Origin of the sequence: Bradyrhizobium ontarionense, assembly GCF_021088345.1 — a bacterium.
Classification (GTDB): domain Bacteria; phylum Pseudomonadota; class Alphaproteobacteria; order Rhizobiales; family Xanthobacteraceae; genus Bradyrhizobium; species Bradyrhizobium ontarionense.
The window spans coordinates 2486541-2502531 of the sequence record NZ_CP088156.1; the positions used below are offsets into that span (position 1 = coordinate 2486541).

The following is a 15991-nucleotide window of genomic DNA, read 5'->3' on the forward strand; positions in this document are numbered from 1 at the left end:
TCCATGACCGAAAGCCTCCCGCGATGACCGCGGCCATCGTTGCCGTCTTTGCGCTCGCCTACGCCGTGGTGGCGCTGGAGCAGCCGTTGCGGATCAACAAAGCCGCCACCGCCCTGGTCGGTGCCGGCCTGATGTGGACCGTCTATGCGCTGACGGGAGATGCCGCAGCATCGGTCCCGGCCGAGCTCAACGAGTCGGTGGCGTCGACCGCGCAGATCATCTTCTTCCTGATCGGCGCGATGACCATCGTCGAGGTCATCGACGCGCATCACGGCTTCGAGGTCGTGACATCGCTGATCAGAACGACCAGCCAGGTCAGGCTGGTCTGGCTGGTCGGGGTCGTGACCTTCTTCCTCAGCGCGATGCTCGACAACCTCACCACCGCGATCGTGATGGTGTCACTGATGAAGAAGCTGTCCGGCCGCGACGAGGATCGCCTGGTGTTCGCGGCGATCATCGTGATTGCGGCCAATGCCGGCGGCGCCTGGTCGGCGATCGGCGACGTCACCACGACGATGCTGTGGATCGGCGGCCAGATCACGCCGCTTGCGATCATGAAGGCGGTGTTCATCCCCTCGCTGTTGAACCTGCTGGTGCCGCTGGCGGTCGTCAGCTTCACGCTGCGCGGCAAGCAGCTCGCGCCGCCGGCCAGCGCAGGGCTCGCCTCGATAAGCCCGATCCTGCCGTTCGAGCGCAACCTGATGTTCTTCATGGGGCTCGGCATCCTGGTGCTGGTGCCGCTGTTCAAGGCGGTGACGCAGCTGCCGCCCTTCATGGGCATCCTGTTCGGCCTCGGTTTGCTCTGGATGGTCGGCGAGATCATCCATCGCGAGAAGGCCTCGGACGAGAGGCAGCGCCTGACGCTCGTGCATGCGCTGACCCGGATCGACATGCCCTCGATCGTGTTCTTCATCGGCATCCTGCTGGCAGTCGCGGCGCTCGAGCACACCCACATCCTGCAGGCGCTGGCGCATTGGCTCGACCGCGCCGTCGGCCGCCTCGACCTGATCGTGATCGTGCTCGGGCTGGCCAGTGCCGTGATCGACAACGTGCCGCTGGTCGCGGCCTCGATGGGCATGTACAGCCTGAGCCAGTTTCCGCCCGACAGTTTCCTGTGGGAGTTCGTCGCCTACTGCGCCGGCACCGGCGGCTCGATCCTGATCATCGGATCGGCGGCCGGCGTCGCCGCGATGGGGCTCGAGAACATCCACTTCTTCTGGTACGTGCGCCGCATCAGCGGTATCGCTTTGCTCGGCTATCTTGCCGGCGCGGGCGCCTACATCCTGCAATATCACCTGACGCATTGAGCGGGCCAAATTCATGAGGACGTGGCGCATCCTTGCAGTTGTCGCGACCGCGCTGCTGATCGGCGCCGGAGATGGCCGCAGCGAAGACGTAACGAGCAAGAGCGGCTACGCACTCGGCACCGCAAGCTGCGGTGAGGCGCCGCTCGCCTTTCCGCGGCTGCAGATCGACATGAAGGCCGGCTTCTGCGCCGGCCTCGTTGCCAGCCGCGACGACGGCCTGAAGTTCCCGCGCGCCATCGTGCAGATCCCTGGGCGCCAGTCGTTCGTGGTCGCCGACATGGGCGGCTGGGGCCATGACGACGGCCGCCTCCTCATCCTCGATCCCTCGGCACCTGCGGGCCAGCGCATCCGCGAGGCCGTCACGCGACTGTCCTATCCGTTCGGCCTCGCCCGTGGCCCTGACGGCCGGATCTATGCATCGACCGATACGTCGATCTTCCGCTTCGATCCGCTCGCCGCAAATCCGCAGACCACGGTCGAAACCATCATCCGCGACCTGCCCGGACGCCGCCTCACCCTGGCGGACGGCACACGTATCGCCGAGAGCGCGCACCCGTTGAAGGCCATCGCCTTCGACCGCACCGGACGCCTGTTCGTCAATGTCGGCTCGCACAGCGACAACTGCCTGGCATCAGCGCCGAGCCGCTGCGCAGCCAGCGAGGGCGCTTCCCCGCTCGCTTCGATCTGGCTGTTCACGCCATCAGCGGGCGGCGTCTTTCCGACGCTGAAATCCGACGATCCCGATCCGCCCCATGAGGTGTTCGCCCGCGGCCTGCGCAACTCGATGGCGCTGGCGCTGCACCCGCGCTTTCCCGATCCCGGCTACGCCTTCCTGCAGGGCGAGAACGCGCGTGATCTGCAGGACCTCTTTGCGCCCAATGAGGAGATCAACGCCATCGAGCAGGGCCGCCATTATGGCTGGCCCTATTGCTACGATCTGGCGACGCCGAGCCCGGAATTCAGGCGCGTGCTGCAATCGGGGGCGTTCAAGAATTTCTGCAATACGACCGCGCTCTACAAACAGCCCTGGTCGCTGCTGCCGCCGCACGGCGCGCCGCTCGGGATGCTCTACTACACGGCCGACCGCTTCGACGACTTGAAAGGCAAGCTGCTGGTGGGGCTCCACGGTTACCGGCCGACCGGCAGCCGGCTGCTGGCCTATGAGGTCGACGAGCACGGCTTCCCCAAGGTGAGCCCGGCGCCGGTGCGCTATCATGTGAGCTGCGCCGCAGAGCCTACCCGCGCCTTCCAGACCGCGGCGGGCCCGGCTCCGGCGGCCGCGTTCGACGAGATCATCGCCGGCTGGCATCGCGTCAACGGCATCCGCCCGCAGGGCGCGCCGGTCGGCATGACCACAGCCGACGACGGCGCGATCTGGCTGGTCGAAGACAAGAACCAGACCGTGATCCGCATCGACCGCAGCAGCGAGGCTGCACCCGAGCCCCTGCCCTGCGACACCAGGAACGATCAGCTCATCGACCGGCTCGCGACCTTTGTCATGGACGACGCCGCGAATCGCGCGCGGCTCACCAATTTGCGCAAGGGCCTCATCGAAAAGCACTGCAGCGGCTGCCATTCGGATTTCGGCCTGAAGGCCGGACAATCGGAGCCGGACAAGGACAGAGCGGCGTTGCGCTTCATGCTGGCGCAGGACGGCTGGATCTATCCCGGCGATCCCGACGCCGGCCGGCTGCGTCAGCGATTGCGCGGGTTGGGTGCTGAGCGACAAATGCCGCCCGGCGCCAACCTCATCAAGACGGAACCAGGCTATGCCAGGCTGCTTGGTGTCGCCGACGAGCTCGTCGCACGGATGGTTCCGGGAAGCCGCATGCGGGTCAAACCGGGCGGCCCGCCGCATCGCAAGTTCTTCGCCAGCGACGGCCGCGAATGCGGCGAGATTCCGTTCGGCAAGGTCGTCGTGGTGACCGAGAGGTCTGCCGTCAATAAGCCCGGCTTCAGCCGTTTCTTCCGGCCGGCCGACACGTATCTCAACGGCACCTGCACGGACGATAATGGCTATTATATCCAACAGCAGTTCCTGGTGCCGCTCTGACGGACGTCATGGCGCGATGATCCGTAGGGTGGGCAAAGCGATCGCCGCAGGCGGCGCGTGCCCACCGGCCCCGCGCACCGGCGCTCGTGATGGTGGGCACGGCGCGCCGTACACGGCGTTCGCACGGAGGCAGCGTCGCATCGCGCCTTTGCCCACCCTACGCATCTCGCGTTTGGCGGGACTTGCAATGCTCGCTCTTTCGGCCGTCCCTGCCCTCGCGGCACCAAAGCTGTTCGAAAGCGCGCAGATCACCCCGTCGGGCGAATACACCTTCGGCATCGAGGGACCAGCCGTCGACCGCGAGGGCAATCTGTACGTGGTCAATCTCGGCAAACCGGGCACGATCGGACGGCTGGCGCCGGAGGCTGTGGCCTCCGAGAAGTTCGCCGAACTGCCCGAAGGCAGCGTCGGCAACGCGCTTCGCATCGACGCCGGCGGCGTCATGTTTATCGCCGACTACAAGAAGCACAACATCTTCGCCATCGCTCCCGGCACCGTTGAGCCTCGACTCGTCTTCCATGCCGACGACATGAGCCAGCCCAACGACATCACCCTGGCGCGTGACGGCACGATCTATGCGAGCGATCCGAACTGGAAGGCGCGCAGCGGCCGCATCTGGCGCATCGCGAAGGGCTCCGATGGATCCATGCAAGGCGTGAGCATGACGGCACCGCGCGCGATGGGCACCGCCAACGGCATCGATCTCAGCCCCGACGGCCGCACGCTCTATGTCGGCGAATCCAACAGCGGCGAGATCTGGTCCTATGCGATCGAGGGCGATGCGCTCACGCGGCCGAAGCTGATCAAGACGTTCGAGCCGAACATGATCGACGGCCTGCGCACCGACACCAGCGGCCGGCTGTTCGTGGCGCGCATCCTGAAAGGCAGCATAGCCGTGCTGGCTCCAGACGGCCGCGCCCTCCGCGAGATCGCACTCAAGGCCAAGGAGCCGACCAACCTCGCCTTCGGCGGCAGCGACGGCAAGACGGTGTTCGTCACCCAGCGCCAGGGCGGTTTCATCGAATCGTTTCGCACTGACGTCGAAGGCCGCGAACATTGCCTGCAGCGCGGCGCGTGTTGACGCTCGCGCCCGATCGAAGGTGCCACCGTCGTCCTGCGGTCAGAGCCGCCCGCAGGCGCGAGCGCGCGTGATGAGCCACCGAAACCCGCGTTTGTGAAACGGAAGCACGGCTTTCAGATAGACGACGCCAAAGGCATTGTGGGCATCACATACGGTCGAAATCACCATGCGGGCTCGCCCAGTGGGATCGTTGCGCAGAATGGACACACGAAAATCGAGATGCGCGTTGTCGCGCCCGACGATGAGTTCATCAGACGTATGGACGAAGACCGTCCACCCGAGCATGCTATCGCCTTCCGAATAAGCGGGCTGCCGATCGCTCGACAGAATGTCGCGGCTGCGGGACACCTCCAACCCGAACGGCGCTGCAAGCGCATTGCGGAGGATGAGGATCGCCTTCATCCAGCCCGGCCGATGGCCGAAAATGGCGAAGAAGGCGTCGACGACCGACAGATCGGGACGGCTGAGTTCGATCGCGATCGACTCGCGGTAGTCACACCGCAGCAGCAACGCCCGATCGATGAGCGATGCGACCGGAAGCGACGTCTCCTGGATCGTGGTCGAGGATCGTCCAGATATCATCGGTCTCGTGCCTCGGCATCGGCTGGCAGCTCCGATCCAAGCAATCTCCTCGTGCCTGCACAAGTCTCGCGTGTCGCCGATGGCGATTTGACGCGTCTGCCCCGCACAGGCGAGGCATCCGGTACGCCGCGGCCTCTCGACCGATCACCACCGCCAGTGGCTACTGGATCGTCCGCATTCGCGGACGACGACAGCCGCGACATACGCAATCAGCGGCTCTGAGAGATGCGTTCAACAAACTCGCTGTCGTCCCGGGCAAGCCGCGCCGACGCAACAGCGTTGGCGCGGCGCCGACCCGGGATCCATACTCACAAATGCCAATGTTCGGCACACGAGTGGTGACCGGCGTTCGCACCAATTGCGGCCGGTGGTTATGGGTCCCGGCGTTCGCCGGGACGACACTGTGTATGAGGTGGGCAGCTTCCACCCCACCCCCGCCTGTCAGTCCTCGGCCAGGTGAGGACCATGGTCGCGACATCGCCTTCGTTGATCGCTCACCGCCCGTACACGACCGGTGCGCGGCGCACGAACACGGGCGGCGGCAGGTCGCGCTGCCAGACGCGGCCGTCATCGAACTGGATGCGCATGCCGTCAGGCGAATAGACCACGCTCTCGTCACGCGCATCGATCCAGAGTCGGCTATCGGGAGCGTTCCAATCCGGCCAGGCGCGCAACGACTCACCGGTCTCGGTGGTCAGGTTCACGGAATCTCCGTTCTGGGTCACGAAAGCGGGCGCGCCGATCATGCCGTCGCGGCACATCTGGATGCAGCGGTAGGTTCCGGTCAGGTTAGTCAGGGGTTCGGCGGATGCGCTGCCCACGACGCAGGCGGCCAGCAATCCAACAACCAGCGGTACATGTTTCATCTCGATCACTCCATCGCTTGTACGGGACGTGTCAGCCCCCAAGCCCTCGGCCGGATCAAGCGCAAACGCAGCAAATCGTTCCGCTGGTTCCCACGACTGGAACCGCCCTACTCGACCATGACGACGTCGACGGCGACGCCAAGCTTCTGCTTGCGCGAGCCGACGATGATGCCATCGACCGGCGAGACATCCGAGAAGTCGCGGCCCATGCCCAGGATGATGTGATCGTTGCCGACCACGAGATCATTGGTCGGGTCGAAGCCGATCCAGCCCAGCTTCTCGCCGCACCACAAGGATACCCAGGCATGAGTCGCATCGGCGCCCTGCAGCCGCGGCTTACCCTCCGGCGGAATCGTGCGCAGATAACCGCTGACATACGCCGCCGGCAGACCGAGCCCGCGCAGGCCCGCGATCATCACATGGGCGAAGTCCTGGCAAACGCCGTGACGATGATCGAACACCTCGCGGAGCGGCGTCGAGATCACCGTCGCCTTCGGATCGTATTTGAACTCCTTGCGGATGCGCCGCATCAAGTCGGCGGCGCCGGCGACGATCCCGGTGTCGGCCGGAAAGCTCGCTGCGGCATACTCCGTCACCGGCTCCAGCACCGGCACCAGCGCGCTGGCGAAGACGTAGCCGATCGGCGACGACGGCCCGAGACTGGTGGCCTCGAAGGCGTCGTCGCGCACGTTCTCCCAGGCCTGGCTCGGCGCGTCGCGCTCCGGCGGCGTCCGCGACAGCTTCACCCGCGAGCGCGAGTCGATGCGCAAATGGCGATGCTGGGTGTCGATGACGATGCTCTCGGTCAGCGTGCCGAAGAAATCGCGCCGCGCGGCCCGCTCCGACGGACGCGGCCGGATCTCGACGCTGTGGGAAATCAGCTCCTGGCCGTCGCCGCTCAGCGGCTCCAGCCGCAGCGAGCAGCGCGCGAAGCTGACGGCGCTCTCATATTCGTAGGTGGTGACATGCCGGATGTCGTAGATCACGCGAAGCCTGTGAGCTTTTCCGGCCTCGTCGCGTTCGGACCGTGCGGGAAGTAATGCTGGCCGATCGCTTCCGCCAGATTGAGCAGGTCCTGCTCCAGCGCGAACAGGGTCCGCCCGTCGAGATGGGCAGCCTCCGCTGCCGTCAGCCGTGCCCGCAGCGACACCGCGAGGCGCTGCGGACGCTCGATGAGCCCATTTTCCTTCAGCACCGGCAGGCTGGCGATGTGATCGTTCAGCACCTCGATCTGGAACGCGACCGAGCGCGGATTGTACAGGTCGAGCACGACGAGGTCGCGGATCGGCGCCAACGACGGCCCGATCAGGTAGCGCGAGCGGTAGGTGATCTGGCAATCGACCAGGGTGAGCAGGACGTCGAGATCCTCGGGCGTTGCTTCGTTATAGCCGAACTGGCGCGCGAAGCGCGCCGTGTTGATGGCGCGCTCGGCGCGGCGGCCGATGTCGAGGAAGCGCCAGCCGGCGGCGCGGTTCATGTTTTCCTGGGCAAGGCCGGCGAAGCTCGCGAGCTTCTCCAGCGTGAGCTCGGCAAGGCTGAGGACGGCATCCTCGTCGTCGGCCTCCTGCGCCAGACAGGTCGGCATCTCGGTGATGACCTGCCAGGCGTCAGGCGACAGCCGCTCGCGCAGCGAGGTCGCGGTGCGCTGGGCCGATCTGAGCAGCGACAGCGCCGAGCCGAACTGCGCCTCGGCCTGCAGCGCCTCCGCCGCCACCTGGAATCCCTTGCTGCGCGAGGTCTGCTCAACCGCGCCCCACGCGAACAGCAGCCGCTGGATGCGCTCGGCGGTGTTGAGCTGCGCCGGCGAGTCCTTGCCGGGATCGCGATGTTGGGCTGCGAGCACGCGGATCAGCCGCAAGGTCGCCTCGGCGCGCTCCAGGTAACGTCCCAGCCAGAACAGATTGTCAGCGGCGCGGCTCGGCAGCACACCTGCGATGCGCCGGATCCGGACATTGTCGGAGCCCGGCAGCAGGCTGCGTGCCGCCACCGCCTTGTCGCCGACCACCCAGACATCCGCGGCACGTGCGCCGTCACCCATCGACACCGCACGCGCATCGAGCTTATCGGCGATACGGCAGAAGCCGCCGGGCATCACGGTCCAGCCGTCGGGCGTGGCCGCCGCGAACACGCGCAGCACGAACGGCCGCGGTGCGATCCGGCCGTCCTGCCACACCGGCGTGGTCGACAGCCGCACCACCTCCTGGCCGACATAGTCGATGCCGCGCGCGGTGATCGCGGCGCGCAGCCTGTCGCGCTCGGCCGCCGACAACTCGCTCGCCAGCACGGGGCCGCTGCTGGCGAAGCCCGGCACGGCGCGACCATAGGCGCCTTCGATCGCGAAATCCTCGAGCCGCGACAGCACCTCGTCGCGCGCCGATTTCTGGCCGCACCACCAGGTTGCGATGTGCGGGATCTTGAGATCCTCGCCGAGCACGCGCCGCGACAGGCTCGGCACGAAGCCGAGCAGCGCGCGGGCCTCGAGCACGCCGGAGCCCGGCATGTTGGCAATCGCGACACCGCCCTTGCGCACGACATCCATCAGACCGGCGACGCCGAGCCGCGAGGCCGCATCGAGCTCGAGCGGATCGAGCGAATTGGAATCGAGCCGCCGCAGCAGCACGTCGACGCGCTTCAGGCCCGCGACGGTGCGGATGTGCACGCGGTCGCCACTGACGGCGAGGTCGTCGCCTTCCACCAGCAGGAAGCCGAGATAGCGCGCGAGCGTCGCGTGCTCGAAATAGGTCTCGCTGAACGTGCCCGGCGTCAGCACGCCGATGCGCGGCTCGTCACGATCGGCGCTGGCGCGCAGCGAGTCACGAAAGGCCTCGAAGAACGGCGCCAGCCGCTCCACGTTCATCGATTTGTAGATCGAGGAGAAGGCGCGCGACAGCACCAGCCGATTCTCGAGCGCATAGCCCATGCCGGACGGCGCCTGGGTGCGGTCGTTGAGGACCCACCACCCTCCGTCGGGGCCACGACCGATGTCGGCAGCGTAGACGCTGAGGAAGCGCCCCCCCGGCGGTTTGACGCCGCAGACCGGACGCAGATATTCGCTGGAGCCGGCGACGGCAGCCGCCGGCAGCGCGCCGCTCGCGACCAGACGCCCCTCGCCGTAGATGTCCTTGAGGACGCGTTCGAACAGCTCGGCACGCTGGGCGATGCCTTGGGACAGCTGCGCCCACTCGGCCTCGTCGATCAGCAGCGGCAAGTGGCTCAGCGGCCACGATCGCTCGGCGTTGTCGCCGGGCGCCCGATAGGTGACGCCGGCCTCACGCAGATGGCGATCGGCAGAGGCGAAGCGGCGGTCGACGTCGGTCGGCGCGAGTGCGGCGAAAGTGTCGGCGAAGCGGGCCCAGACCGGCCGCGGCTGGCCGTCGGCGCCGATGAACTCATCGGGGATCCCCGGCAGCCGCGCATAGTCGCGGGCCCATTGCGCGGCACGACGCAAGACCGGACGCGCCGCCAGCCGACCGGCGGCGGGGCTCGCTCCCTGGTCCTGGCCGCCCGGGCCGTCCATACCCTGATCCTCCGCGCAAACTCCGTTCCATCAATGCAGGAGCGGCCTGCGCAAGTCGAGGGTCATCGGGAATTCATTTGTGCGTTCCTCGGGCGGCAACACGATTCGTCCCGGAGTGTGGCCGTGATCCTGGAAGCGGGCGAGCCGCCGCGCCTCCGCCTCGTACGAGTTGATCGGCTTGGTCTCGTAGCTGCGGCCACCCGGATGCGCCACGTGGTAGACGCAGCCCCCCAACGAGCGACCGTTCCAGGTATCGATCAGGTCGAAGGTGAGCGGCGAATGCACCGGAACGGTCGGGTGCAGGCCGGAGGCCGGCTGCCACGCCTTGAAGCGCACCGCCGCCACGGCCTCCGCAGAGCGCCCCGTAGAGGTCATCGGCATCGTTCTACCATTACAGGTGACGAGATGACGGCCTTCGATGAAGCCTTCAGCCTTTACTTGAAGTCGCTCGACCGAAGAGTCGACGTACCGGACAGTGCCGCCGGCTGCGCCCTCCTCACCCAGCACGTGCCAGGGCTCCAGTGCCTGCCGCAGCTCCAGCGTCACGCCGCCATGCTGGACCCGACCGAAGGTTGGGAAGCGAAATTCGAGCTGCGCCTGGTACCACTCCGGCGAGAAGTCGTAGCCGGACGACCGCAGTTCATCCAGCACATCAAGAAAGTCTTGCCATATGAAGTGAGGCAGCATGAAGCGGTCGTGCAGCGCGGTGCCCCAGCGCACGAACTTGCCGTCCTGCGGCTCGCGCCACAGTTTGGCGATCAGCGCGCGGATGAGGAGCTGCTGCGCCAGCGACATGCGCGGATCCGGCGGCATTTCGAGCGCGCGGAACTCGACCAGGCCGAGCCGACCTGTCGGCCCTTCCGGCGAATAGAGCTTGTCGATGCAGATCTCCGCGCGATGGGTGTTGCCCGTGATGTCGACCAGCAGATGCCGGAACAGCCGGTCGACCAGCCACAGCGGCACGCTCTGCCCGACAGGCGGCACATTGGCGAGCGCGACCTCCAGCTCATAGAGGCTGTCGTGCCGCGCCTCATCGATGCGCGGCGCCTGGCTGGTCGGCCCGATGAACATGCCGGAGAACAAATAGGACAGCGCTGGATGCCGCTGCCAATACAGGACGAGACTCTTCAGCAGATCCGGGCGGCGCAGGAACGGCGAATCCGGTGGCGAGCTGCCGCCGATCACAACGTGATTGCCGCCGCCGGTGCCGGTGTGGCGACCGTCGATCAGGAAGCGATTGGCGCCGAGCCGCACCTTGGCGGCGTCCTCATAGAGACCGAAGGTGATGTCGACCGCCTGCCGCCAGCTCGAGGCCGGCTGGATATTGACCTCGATCACGCCGGGATCGGGCGTCACCTTGATCACCTCGATGCGCGGATCGAACGGCGGTGCATAGCCTTCGACGTGAACCTTGATCTGCATCGCCTCGGCGGTGGCTTCAACCGTTGCGATCAATTCCAGGTAATCCTCGATGGTTTCGACCGGCGGCATGAATACGCAGAGAACACCGTCGCGGATCTCGACCGACATCGCGGTGCGCACGCCGAGCCCGCCCCAGGACTGATACCGAACATCCTGACGCTGCGGCGACACGCGATCGCGCTTCTGGAGTGGCGGCACCTGCGGCACGATCACCGGACGCCCGGGCGCAAACACCGGCAGCGGGCCGCGCGCCTCCATCGGATCCTGCTCATGGACGTACGGGAAATCCTCGGGAGGAATGTAGGCGAGCGAGGCAATCGGCAGCCGCAGGCCGAGCGGCGAGTCGCCGGGAATCAGGAACAGCCGCTTGCGCCGCAGCCCCCAGCGTTCGCTGCGCCAGCGCCTTGGCTGTGCATTCCAGCGCTGGATCGGCAGCACGAAGCCGCGCGGAAGATGCAGCCCTTCGTCGAACACCCGCGCCATGCGCGCGCGCTCTTCCGCGTCGGCCAGCTTGGAGTCGAGCGCGTCGACGTTCTCCGGCAGCGCTGCTTCCTTCTGCAGCCAATGCGCGGGGTCTTCGAATGCCGGCATCACGTAGTCGGGCTCGAGCCCGAGCGTCTCGGCGGCCGTATCGAGGAAACGCTGCGCGTCCTCGATCGTGGCTACGCGGGGGCCGTCGACGCTTGCGATCAGGTCCGGATTGCGCCAGATCGGCTCGCCGTCCTTGCGCCAGTAAAGTCCGAACGCCCAGCGCGGCAGGCTCTCGCCGGGATACCATTTGCCCTGGCCATAATGGAGCAGACCACCGGGCGCGAAACGAGATCGCAGCCGCCTGATCAGGCTGTCGGCAAGCCCTCGCTTGGTCGGGCCGACGGCGGCCGTATTCCACTCCTCCGATTCCATGTCGTCGATCGATACGAAGGTCGGCTCCCCGCCCATCGTCAGGCGCACGTCATCGGCCGCGAGATCGGCATCGACAGCTTCGCCCAGCCGGTCGAGCTTGTCCCACGCATCGTCCGAAAACGGCCGGGTGATCCGCGGCGCTTCGCGGATGCGCCTCACATTCATCTCGAAGTGGAAGTCGACCTCGGCAATGCTGGCGCTGCCGCTGATAGGTGCGGCGGATCGGTAATGCGGCGTCGCAGCCACCGGGATATGCCCCTCGCCGGCGAGCATGCCCGATGTCACGTCGAAGCCGATCCAGCCGGCGCCGGGCAGATAGACCTCGGCCCAGGCGTGCAGATCGGTGAAATCGTTCTCGACCTCGCGCGGCCCCTCGATCGGATCGATGTCGGGACGGAGCTGAATCAAATAGCCGGACACGAACCGGGCGGCGAGCCCGAGGTGCCGCAAGGTCTGGATCAGGAGCCACGCGGAATCTCGGCACGAGCCCGCCGAGCTCGTCAGCGTCTCTTCAGGCGTCTGAACGCCCGGCTCCATCCGGATGATATAACGAATCTTTTTCTGCAGCTCAGAGTTGAGATCGACGAGATAGTTGACGGTGTTGTCGGCTTCGCGCGGAATCGACTTCAAATAATCAGCGAACAGCGGCCCAGGCTCGATCGTTTCCAGATAGGGGGCGAGCTCAGCCCTCAGACTCTCGGGATAGGCGAACGGGAAGCTGTCTGCGTAAGGCTCGACGAAGAAGTCGAACGGGTTGATCACGGTCATCTGCGCCGTGAAGTCGACCTCGATCTTGAATTCGTTCACCTTCTCCGGAAAGACGTAGCGCGCCAGCCAGTTGCCCTGCGGGTCCTGCTGCCAATTCACGAAATGGTTCGTTGGCGTGATCTTGAGCGAGTAGCTCAGCACAGGCGTCCTGGTATGTGGTGCCGGACGCAGACGGATGGTCTGCGGGCCCAGCTCCACCGGACGATCATATTTGTAATGGGTGACGTGATGTAATGCGACGTAGATGGACACGTGGGGTTCGATGCTCCAGCAACTTTTTTAAGCAGAACATTGCTATGCTCAGGGATCAAGCACTAACAACGGGCAGAGCTGCCTATGAACTATCCTGAGCTCAAAACGACGCTTTCCGAGCCCTTTTGCCGGCCGACCACCGACGAGTCAGGTGCACCAGGGGCACAAACCGGTCGTTTTTCCTGCCGGTCACGGCATGTCGGCCGGTTATTTGAAGAACGGGTGCAGAACAGCGGCCCGCGGACTGCGCGTTTCCGCCGAGTTGTCCACAGCAGAAACCCGGAACATGCTCACGGAAGATTGACCGGATCGCCATAGTTCGGGTTAACCCCGAAATATGAACTAACAAGAACTAATAGCGTTGCATCCGCCGCAATTGCTTGATAGCTCGACTACACGTGCTATTTAGGACACTCTCGTTGAAAGGAGAATCAAGTGGCTAAGACAGCTAAGAAGGCAGCTACGAAGAAGCTGGCTCGGAAGCCCTACACGCCGGCCGACATCAAGCTGCTGAAGCAGCACTCCAAGTCCAAGACCCCGGTCGCCAAGATCGCCAAGGCGATGAAGCGGACCGAGGGCTCGCTCCGCCAGAAGGCTCTGGCGCTCGGCATCGGACTGGGTCACCAGCGGTAAATTGTCCGGCGCTGCTGTCGCGCGAGGGCCAGCACGGCCAGCCCGCAGCGGCGCTCCTCACCTGCAATCTGATCTCAGTTGCGATCAAATCTCAGCTATGTTGCGATCTCAGCTGTGATCAGATGCAGGCCGGCTCGATAGCTGAGTTACCCAGCTACATTGTCGCACCGAGCACCCAGGGCGCGAACTCGGCTCCGCCGAAATCGAAGCTTTCGCTCTTGGTCGGCTGCCCGGAGGCGGTCTTCAGCATCAACTCGAAGATGCGTTGACCGCACTCCTGCACCGTCTCCTCGCCATCGAGGATGGTTCCGCAGTTGACGTCCATGTCGTCTTCCATCCGCTTGTACATCGGCGTGTTGGTCGCCAGCTTGATGGATGGCGCCGGCTTGCAGCCGAACACGCTGCCGCGGCCGGTCGTGAAGCAGACGAGATTGGCACCTCCCGCCACCTGCCCGGTCGCCGCGACCGGATCGTAGCCGGGCGTGTCCATGAACACGAAGCCCTTCTTGGTGACCGCCTCTGCATAATGCAGCACGTCGACCAGATTGGTGCTGCCGGCCTTGGCCATCGCGCCGAGCGACTTCTCGAGAATCGTCGTCAGGCCGCCCGCCTTGTTCCCCGGGCTGGGATTGGCGTTCATCTCGGCGCCTTCGCGCGCGGTATATTCTTCCCACCATCGCATCAGGGAGACCAGCTTCTCACCGACGTCGCGGCTGACCGCGCGGCGCGTCAGCAGATGCTCGGCGCCATATGTCTCAGGTGTCTCGGACAAAATCACCGTGCCACCATGTCGCACCAGGAGATCGCTGGCCGCACCGAGTGCCGGATTTGCCGAGATGCCGGAATAGCCGTCCGAGCCGCCACATTGCAGGGCGACCGTCAGTTCGCTGGCCGGAACGGTCTCGCGCCTCACTTTGTTGGCGTCGGCGAGCGCATCCTTGACGAAGGCAATGCCGGCCTCGACGGTCTTGCGGGTGCCGCCGACCTCCTGGATGTCCATCGCCCGCAGGCGGCCGGCGAGCTTCTGCTCCTCCATCAGGCCGCCGATCTGATTGGCCTCGCAGCCAAGGCCAAGTACGATCACCGCGGAAAAATTCACGTGCCGCGCGTAGCCGCCAAGCGTCCGGCGCAGCAGCTTCAGCGGCTCGTCGAGCGTCATTCCGCAGCCGGTCTTATGGGTCAGCGCCACGACGCCGTCGACATTGGGATAGTCGGCCAGCGGGTTGTCGCCGGTAAATGGATTCTTCTTGAAGACGTCGGCGACCAGGCTCGCGACATGCGCGCTGCAGTTCACCGAGGTCAAAATGCCGATGTAGTTGCGGGTCGCGACGCGACCGTCCGGGCGGCGGATGCCCTCGAACGTCGCCGGAAGATCGAAATTCGGCGTCGGCTTCACGTCCACGCCGTAGGCGTAGTCCTTGGCGAAATCGCCCATGCCGCAGTTCTGGGTGTGAACATGCTGTCCCGGCGCGATCGGCGCGGTGGCGAAACCGATGATCTGGCCGTAACGGCGGATCGGCTCGCCTTGCGCGATCGGACGCACCGCGACCTTGTGACCTGCCGGAATGCGGTCCACCGTGGTGACGCCATCAGCGATCGCGAGCCCAGGGGGGAGGCTCGCGCGCGCGATCAGCACGCTGTCCTCGGGATGCAGGCGGATGACGGGAGTCGGAGCCATGGCGGTCTCTCTCGTTTCAATACATCGATCGTGAACGAGTACGCGAATGGCGAGTGGCGAATAGCGAATGGAACGGATCCCTATTCGCTACTCCCTGCTCGCCATTCGTCTCCTCTCTTCTCTTATCTCTTACGCCTTGCCGCCGGACTCTTTCCGGGTCTGCGCGACCTGCATGCGGGCATAGATCTGCATCAGCCCGACCTCGTTCGACAAGGTCACGAGCTTGAAGCCCATGTTGATGGCGCGCACCGCGCCCTCGGCGCCGCTGCAATGAATGCCGGGATTGAGGCCGCGCTTGCCGCATTCCTTCACGATCTTTTCGTAGATCTTGAGAATTTCGGGCTCATCGCGGTCGAGCTTGGGCACGAGGCCGTAGGAGAAGCCGAGATCCGACGGGCCGATATAGACGCCGTCGATGCCTTCGACGTCGAGGATGGCTTCCATGTTCTCGACCGCCGTCCTGGTCTCCATCATCGGCAGCAGCACGATCTCGTCGTTGGCCGTCTTCTGGTACTCGCCCGCGCCGCCGTACATGCCCGAGCGGATCGGACCATTGGAGCGGACACCCTTCGGCGGATATTTGGAATAGGAAACGAGGTTGCGCGCCTCCTGCGCGGTATTGACCATCGGGCAGATCACGCCGTAGGCGCCGCCATCGAGCACCTTGCCGATGACGCCGGGCTCGTTCCAGGGCACACGCACCATCGGGGTCACCGGGTGGCCATGCATGGCCTGGAAACATTGCACCATCGAGAGATAGTCCTGCACGCCATGCTGCATATCCACGGTGACGCTGTCGAAGCCACACTGGGCCACGACCTCCGCGGAGAAACCCGAGGGGATCGCGAGCCAGGCATTCACCACCGTCTTGCCTTCGGCCCAGAGCTGCTTGACCTTATTGTTAGCCACGATTGCGTTTCCTTCCCTTT

Annotated in this window: 11 protein-coding genes; 4 read left to right on the forward strand and 7 right to left on the reverse strand. The window is 65.5% G+C overall.

The window, feature by feature from the left end:
• The first annotated feature begins 23 nt into the window (after positions 1 to 23).
• The 3 genes from nhaD to LQG66_RS11305 all read left to right on the forward strand — a co-directional run bounded on the left by nhaD (position 24) and on the right by LQG66_RS11305 (position 4441).
• The gene (nhaD, locus tag LQG66_RS11295) at positions 24 to 1307 is read left to right on the forward strand and encodes a sodium:proton antiporter NhaD (protein WP_231326298.1); all 1284 of its coding nucleotides are present in this window, start codon (positions 24 to 26) and stop codon (positions 1305 to 1307) included.
• Positions 1308 to 1320: 13 nt separating this feature from the next.
• Positions 1321 to 3360, forward strand: coding sequence for a PQQ-dependent sugar dehydrogenase (locus tag LQG66_RS11300; protein WP_231326299.1), 2040 nt, complete (start codon positions 1321 to 1323; stop codon positions 3358 to 3360).
• Between the two features lie 187 nt (positions 3361 to 3547).
• Positions 3548 to 4441, forward strand: coding sequence for an SMP-30/gluconolactonase/LRE family protein (locus LQG66_RS11305; RefSeq protein WP_231326300.1), 894 nt, complete (start codon positions 3548 to 3550; stop codon positions 4439 to 4441).
• A gap of 39 nt (positions 4442 to 4480) precedes the next feature.
• On the opposite strand, the gene LQG66_RS11310 is transcribed toward LQG66_RS11305, so the two are convergent.
• The 5 genes from LQG66_RS11310 to LQG66_RS11330 all read right to left on the reverse strand — a co-directional run bounded on the left by LQG66_RS11310 (position 4481) and on the right by LQG66_RS11330 (position 12751).
• A complete protein-coding gene (locus LQG66_RS11310) occupies positions 4481 to 4951 on the reverse strand; it encodes a DUF2867 domain-containing protein (protein WP_231326301.1) in 471 nt (156 codons plus the stop codon).
• Between the two features lie 566 nt (positions 4952 to 5517).
• Positions 5518 to 5898 carry a hypothetical protein gene (locus LQG66_RS11315; protein WP_231326302.1) on the reverse strand — a complete coding sequence of 127 codons (381 nt, stop codon included), beginning with the start codon at positions 5896 to 5898 and terminating at the stop codon, positions 5518 to 5520.
• A 98-nt stretch (positions 5899 to 5996) separates the two neighbouring features.
• Positions 5997 to 6875, reverse strand: a complete 879-nt coding sequence (locus LQG66_RS11320; RefSeq protein WP_231326303.1) for a transglutaminase family protein — start codon at positions 6873 to 6875, stop codon at positions 5997 to 5999.
• Positions 6872 to 9406, reverse strand: a complete 2535-nt coding sequence (locus LQG66_RS11325) for a circularly permuted type 2 ATP-grasp protein (RefSeq protein WP_231326304.1) — start codon at positions 9404 to 9406, stop codon at positions 6872 to 6874. The genes LQG66_RS11320 and LQG66_RS11325 overlap by 4 nt, the downstream gene beginning before the upstream one ends.
• Positions 9407 to 9436: 30 nt before the next feature.
• The gene (locus tag LQG66_RS11330) at positions 9437 to 12751 is read right to left on the reverse strand and encodes a transglutaminase family protein (RefSeq protein ID WP_231326305.1); all 3315 of its coding nucleotides are present in this window, start codon (positions 12749 to 12751) and stop codon (positions 9437 to 9439) included.
• 435 nt (positions 12752 to 13186) lie between these two features.
• On the opposite strand from LQG66_RS11330, the gene LQG66_RS11335 reads away from it, so the two are divergent.
• Positions 13187 to 13384 carry a hypothetical protein gene (locus LQG66_RS11335; protein ID WP_008964013.1) on the forward strand — a complete coding sequence of 66 codons (198 nt, stop codon included), beginning with the start codon at positions 13187 to 13189 and terminating at the stop codon, positions 13382 to 13384.
• Between the two features lie 154 nt (positions 13385 to 13538).
• Here LQG66_RS11335 and LQG66_RS11340 read toward each other — a convergent pair whose 3' ends face one another.
• Positions 13539 to 15062 carry a UxaA family hydrolase gene (locus LQG66_RS11340; RefSeq protein ID WP_231326306.1) on the reverse strand — a complete coding sequence of 508 codons (1524 nt, stop codon included), beginning with the start codon at positions 15060 to 15062 and terminating at the stop codon, positions 13539 to 13541.
• 129 nt (positions 15063 to 15191) lie between these two features.
• The gene (locus tag LQG66_RS11345; RefSeq protein ID WP_231326307.1) at positions 15192 to 15971 is read right to left on the reverse strand and encodes an HpcH/HpaI aldolase family protein; all 780 of its coding nucleotides are present in this window, start codon (positions 15969 to 15971) and stop codon (positions 15192 to 15194) included.
• Between the last annotated feature and the right edge of the window lie 20 nt (positions 15972 to 15991).

Excerpts from the sequence above, each read along its gene's own strand:
- nhaD (WP_231326298.1), top strand. The coding sequence starts at position 24 with ATGACCGCGGCCATCGTTGCCGTCTTTGCGCTCGCCTACGCCGTGGTG.
- LQG66_RS11300 (WP_231326299.1), top strand. The coding sequence starts at position 1,321 with ATGAGGACGTGGCGCATCCTTGCAGTTGTCGCGACCGCGCTGCTGATC.
- LQG66_RS11305 (WP_231326300.1), top strand. The coding sequence starts at position 3,548 with ATGCTCGCTCTTTCGGCCGTCCCTGCCCTCGCGGCACCAAAGCTGTTC.
- LQG66_RS11325 (WP_231326304.1), bottom strand. The coding sequence starts at position 9,406 with ATGGACGGCCCGGGCGGCCAGGACCAGGGAGCGAGCCCCGCCGCCGGT.
- LQG66_RS11340 (WP_231326306.1), bottom strand. The coding sequence starts at position 15,062 with ATGGCTCCGACTCCCGTCATCCGCCTGCATCCCGAGGACAGCGTGCTG.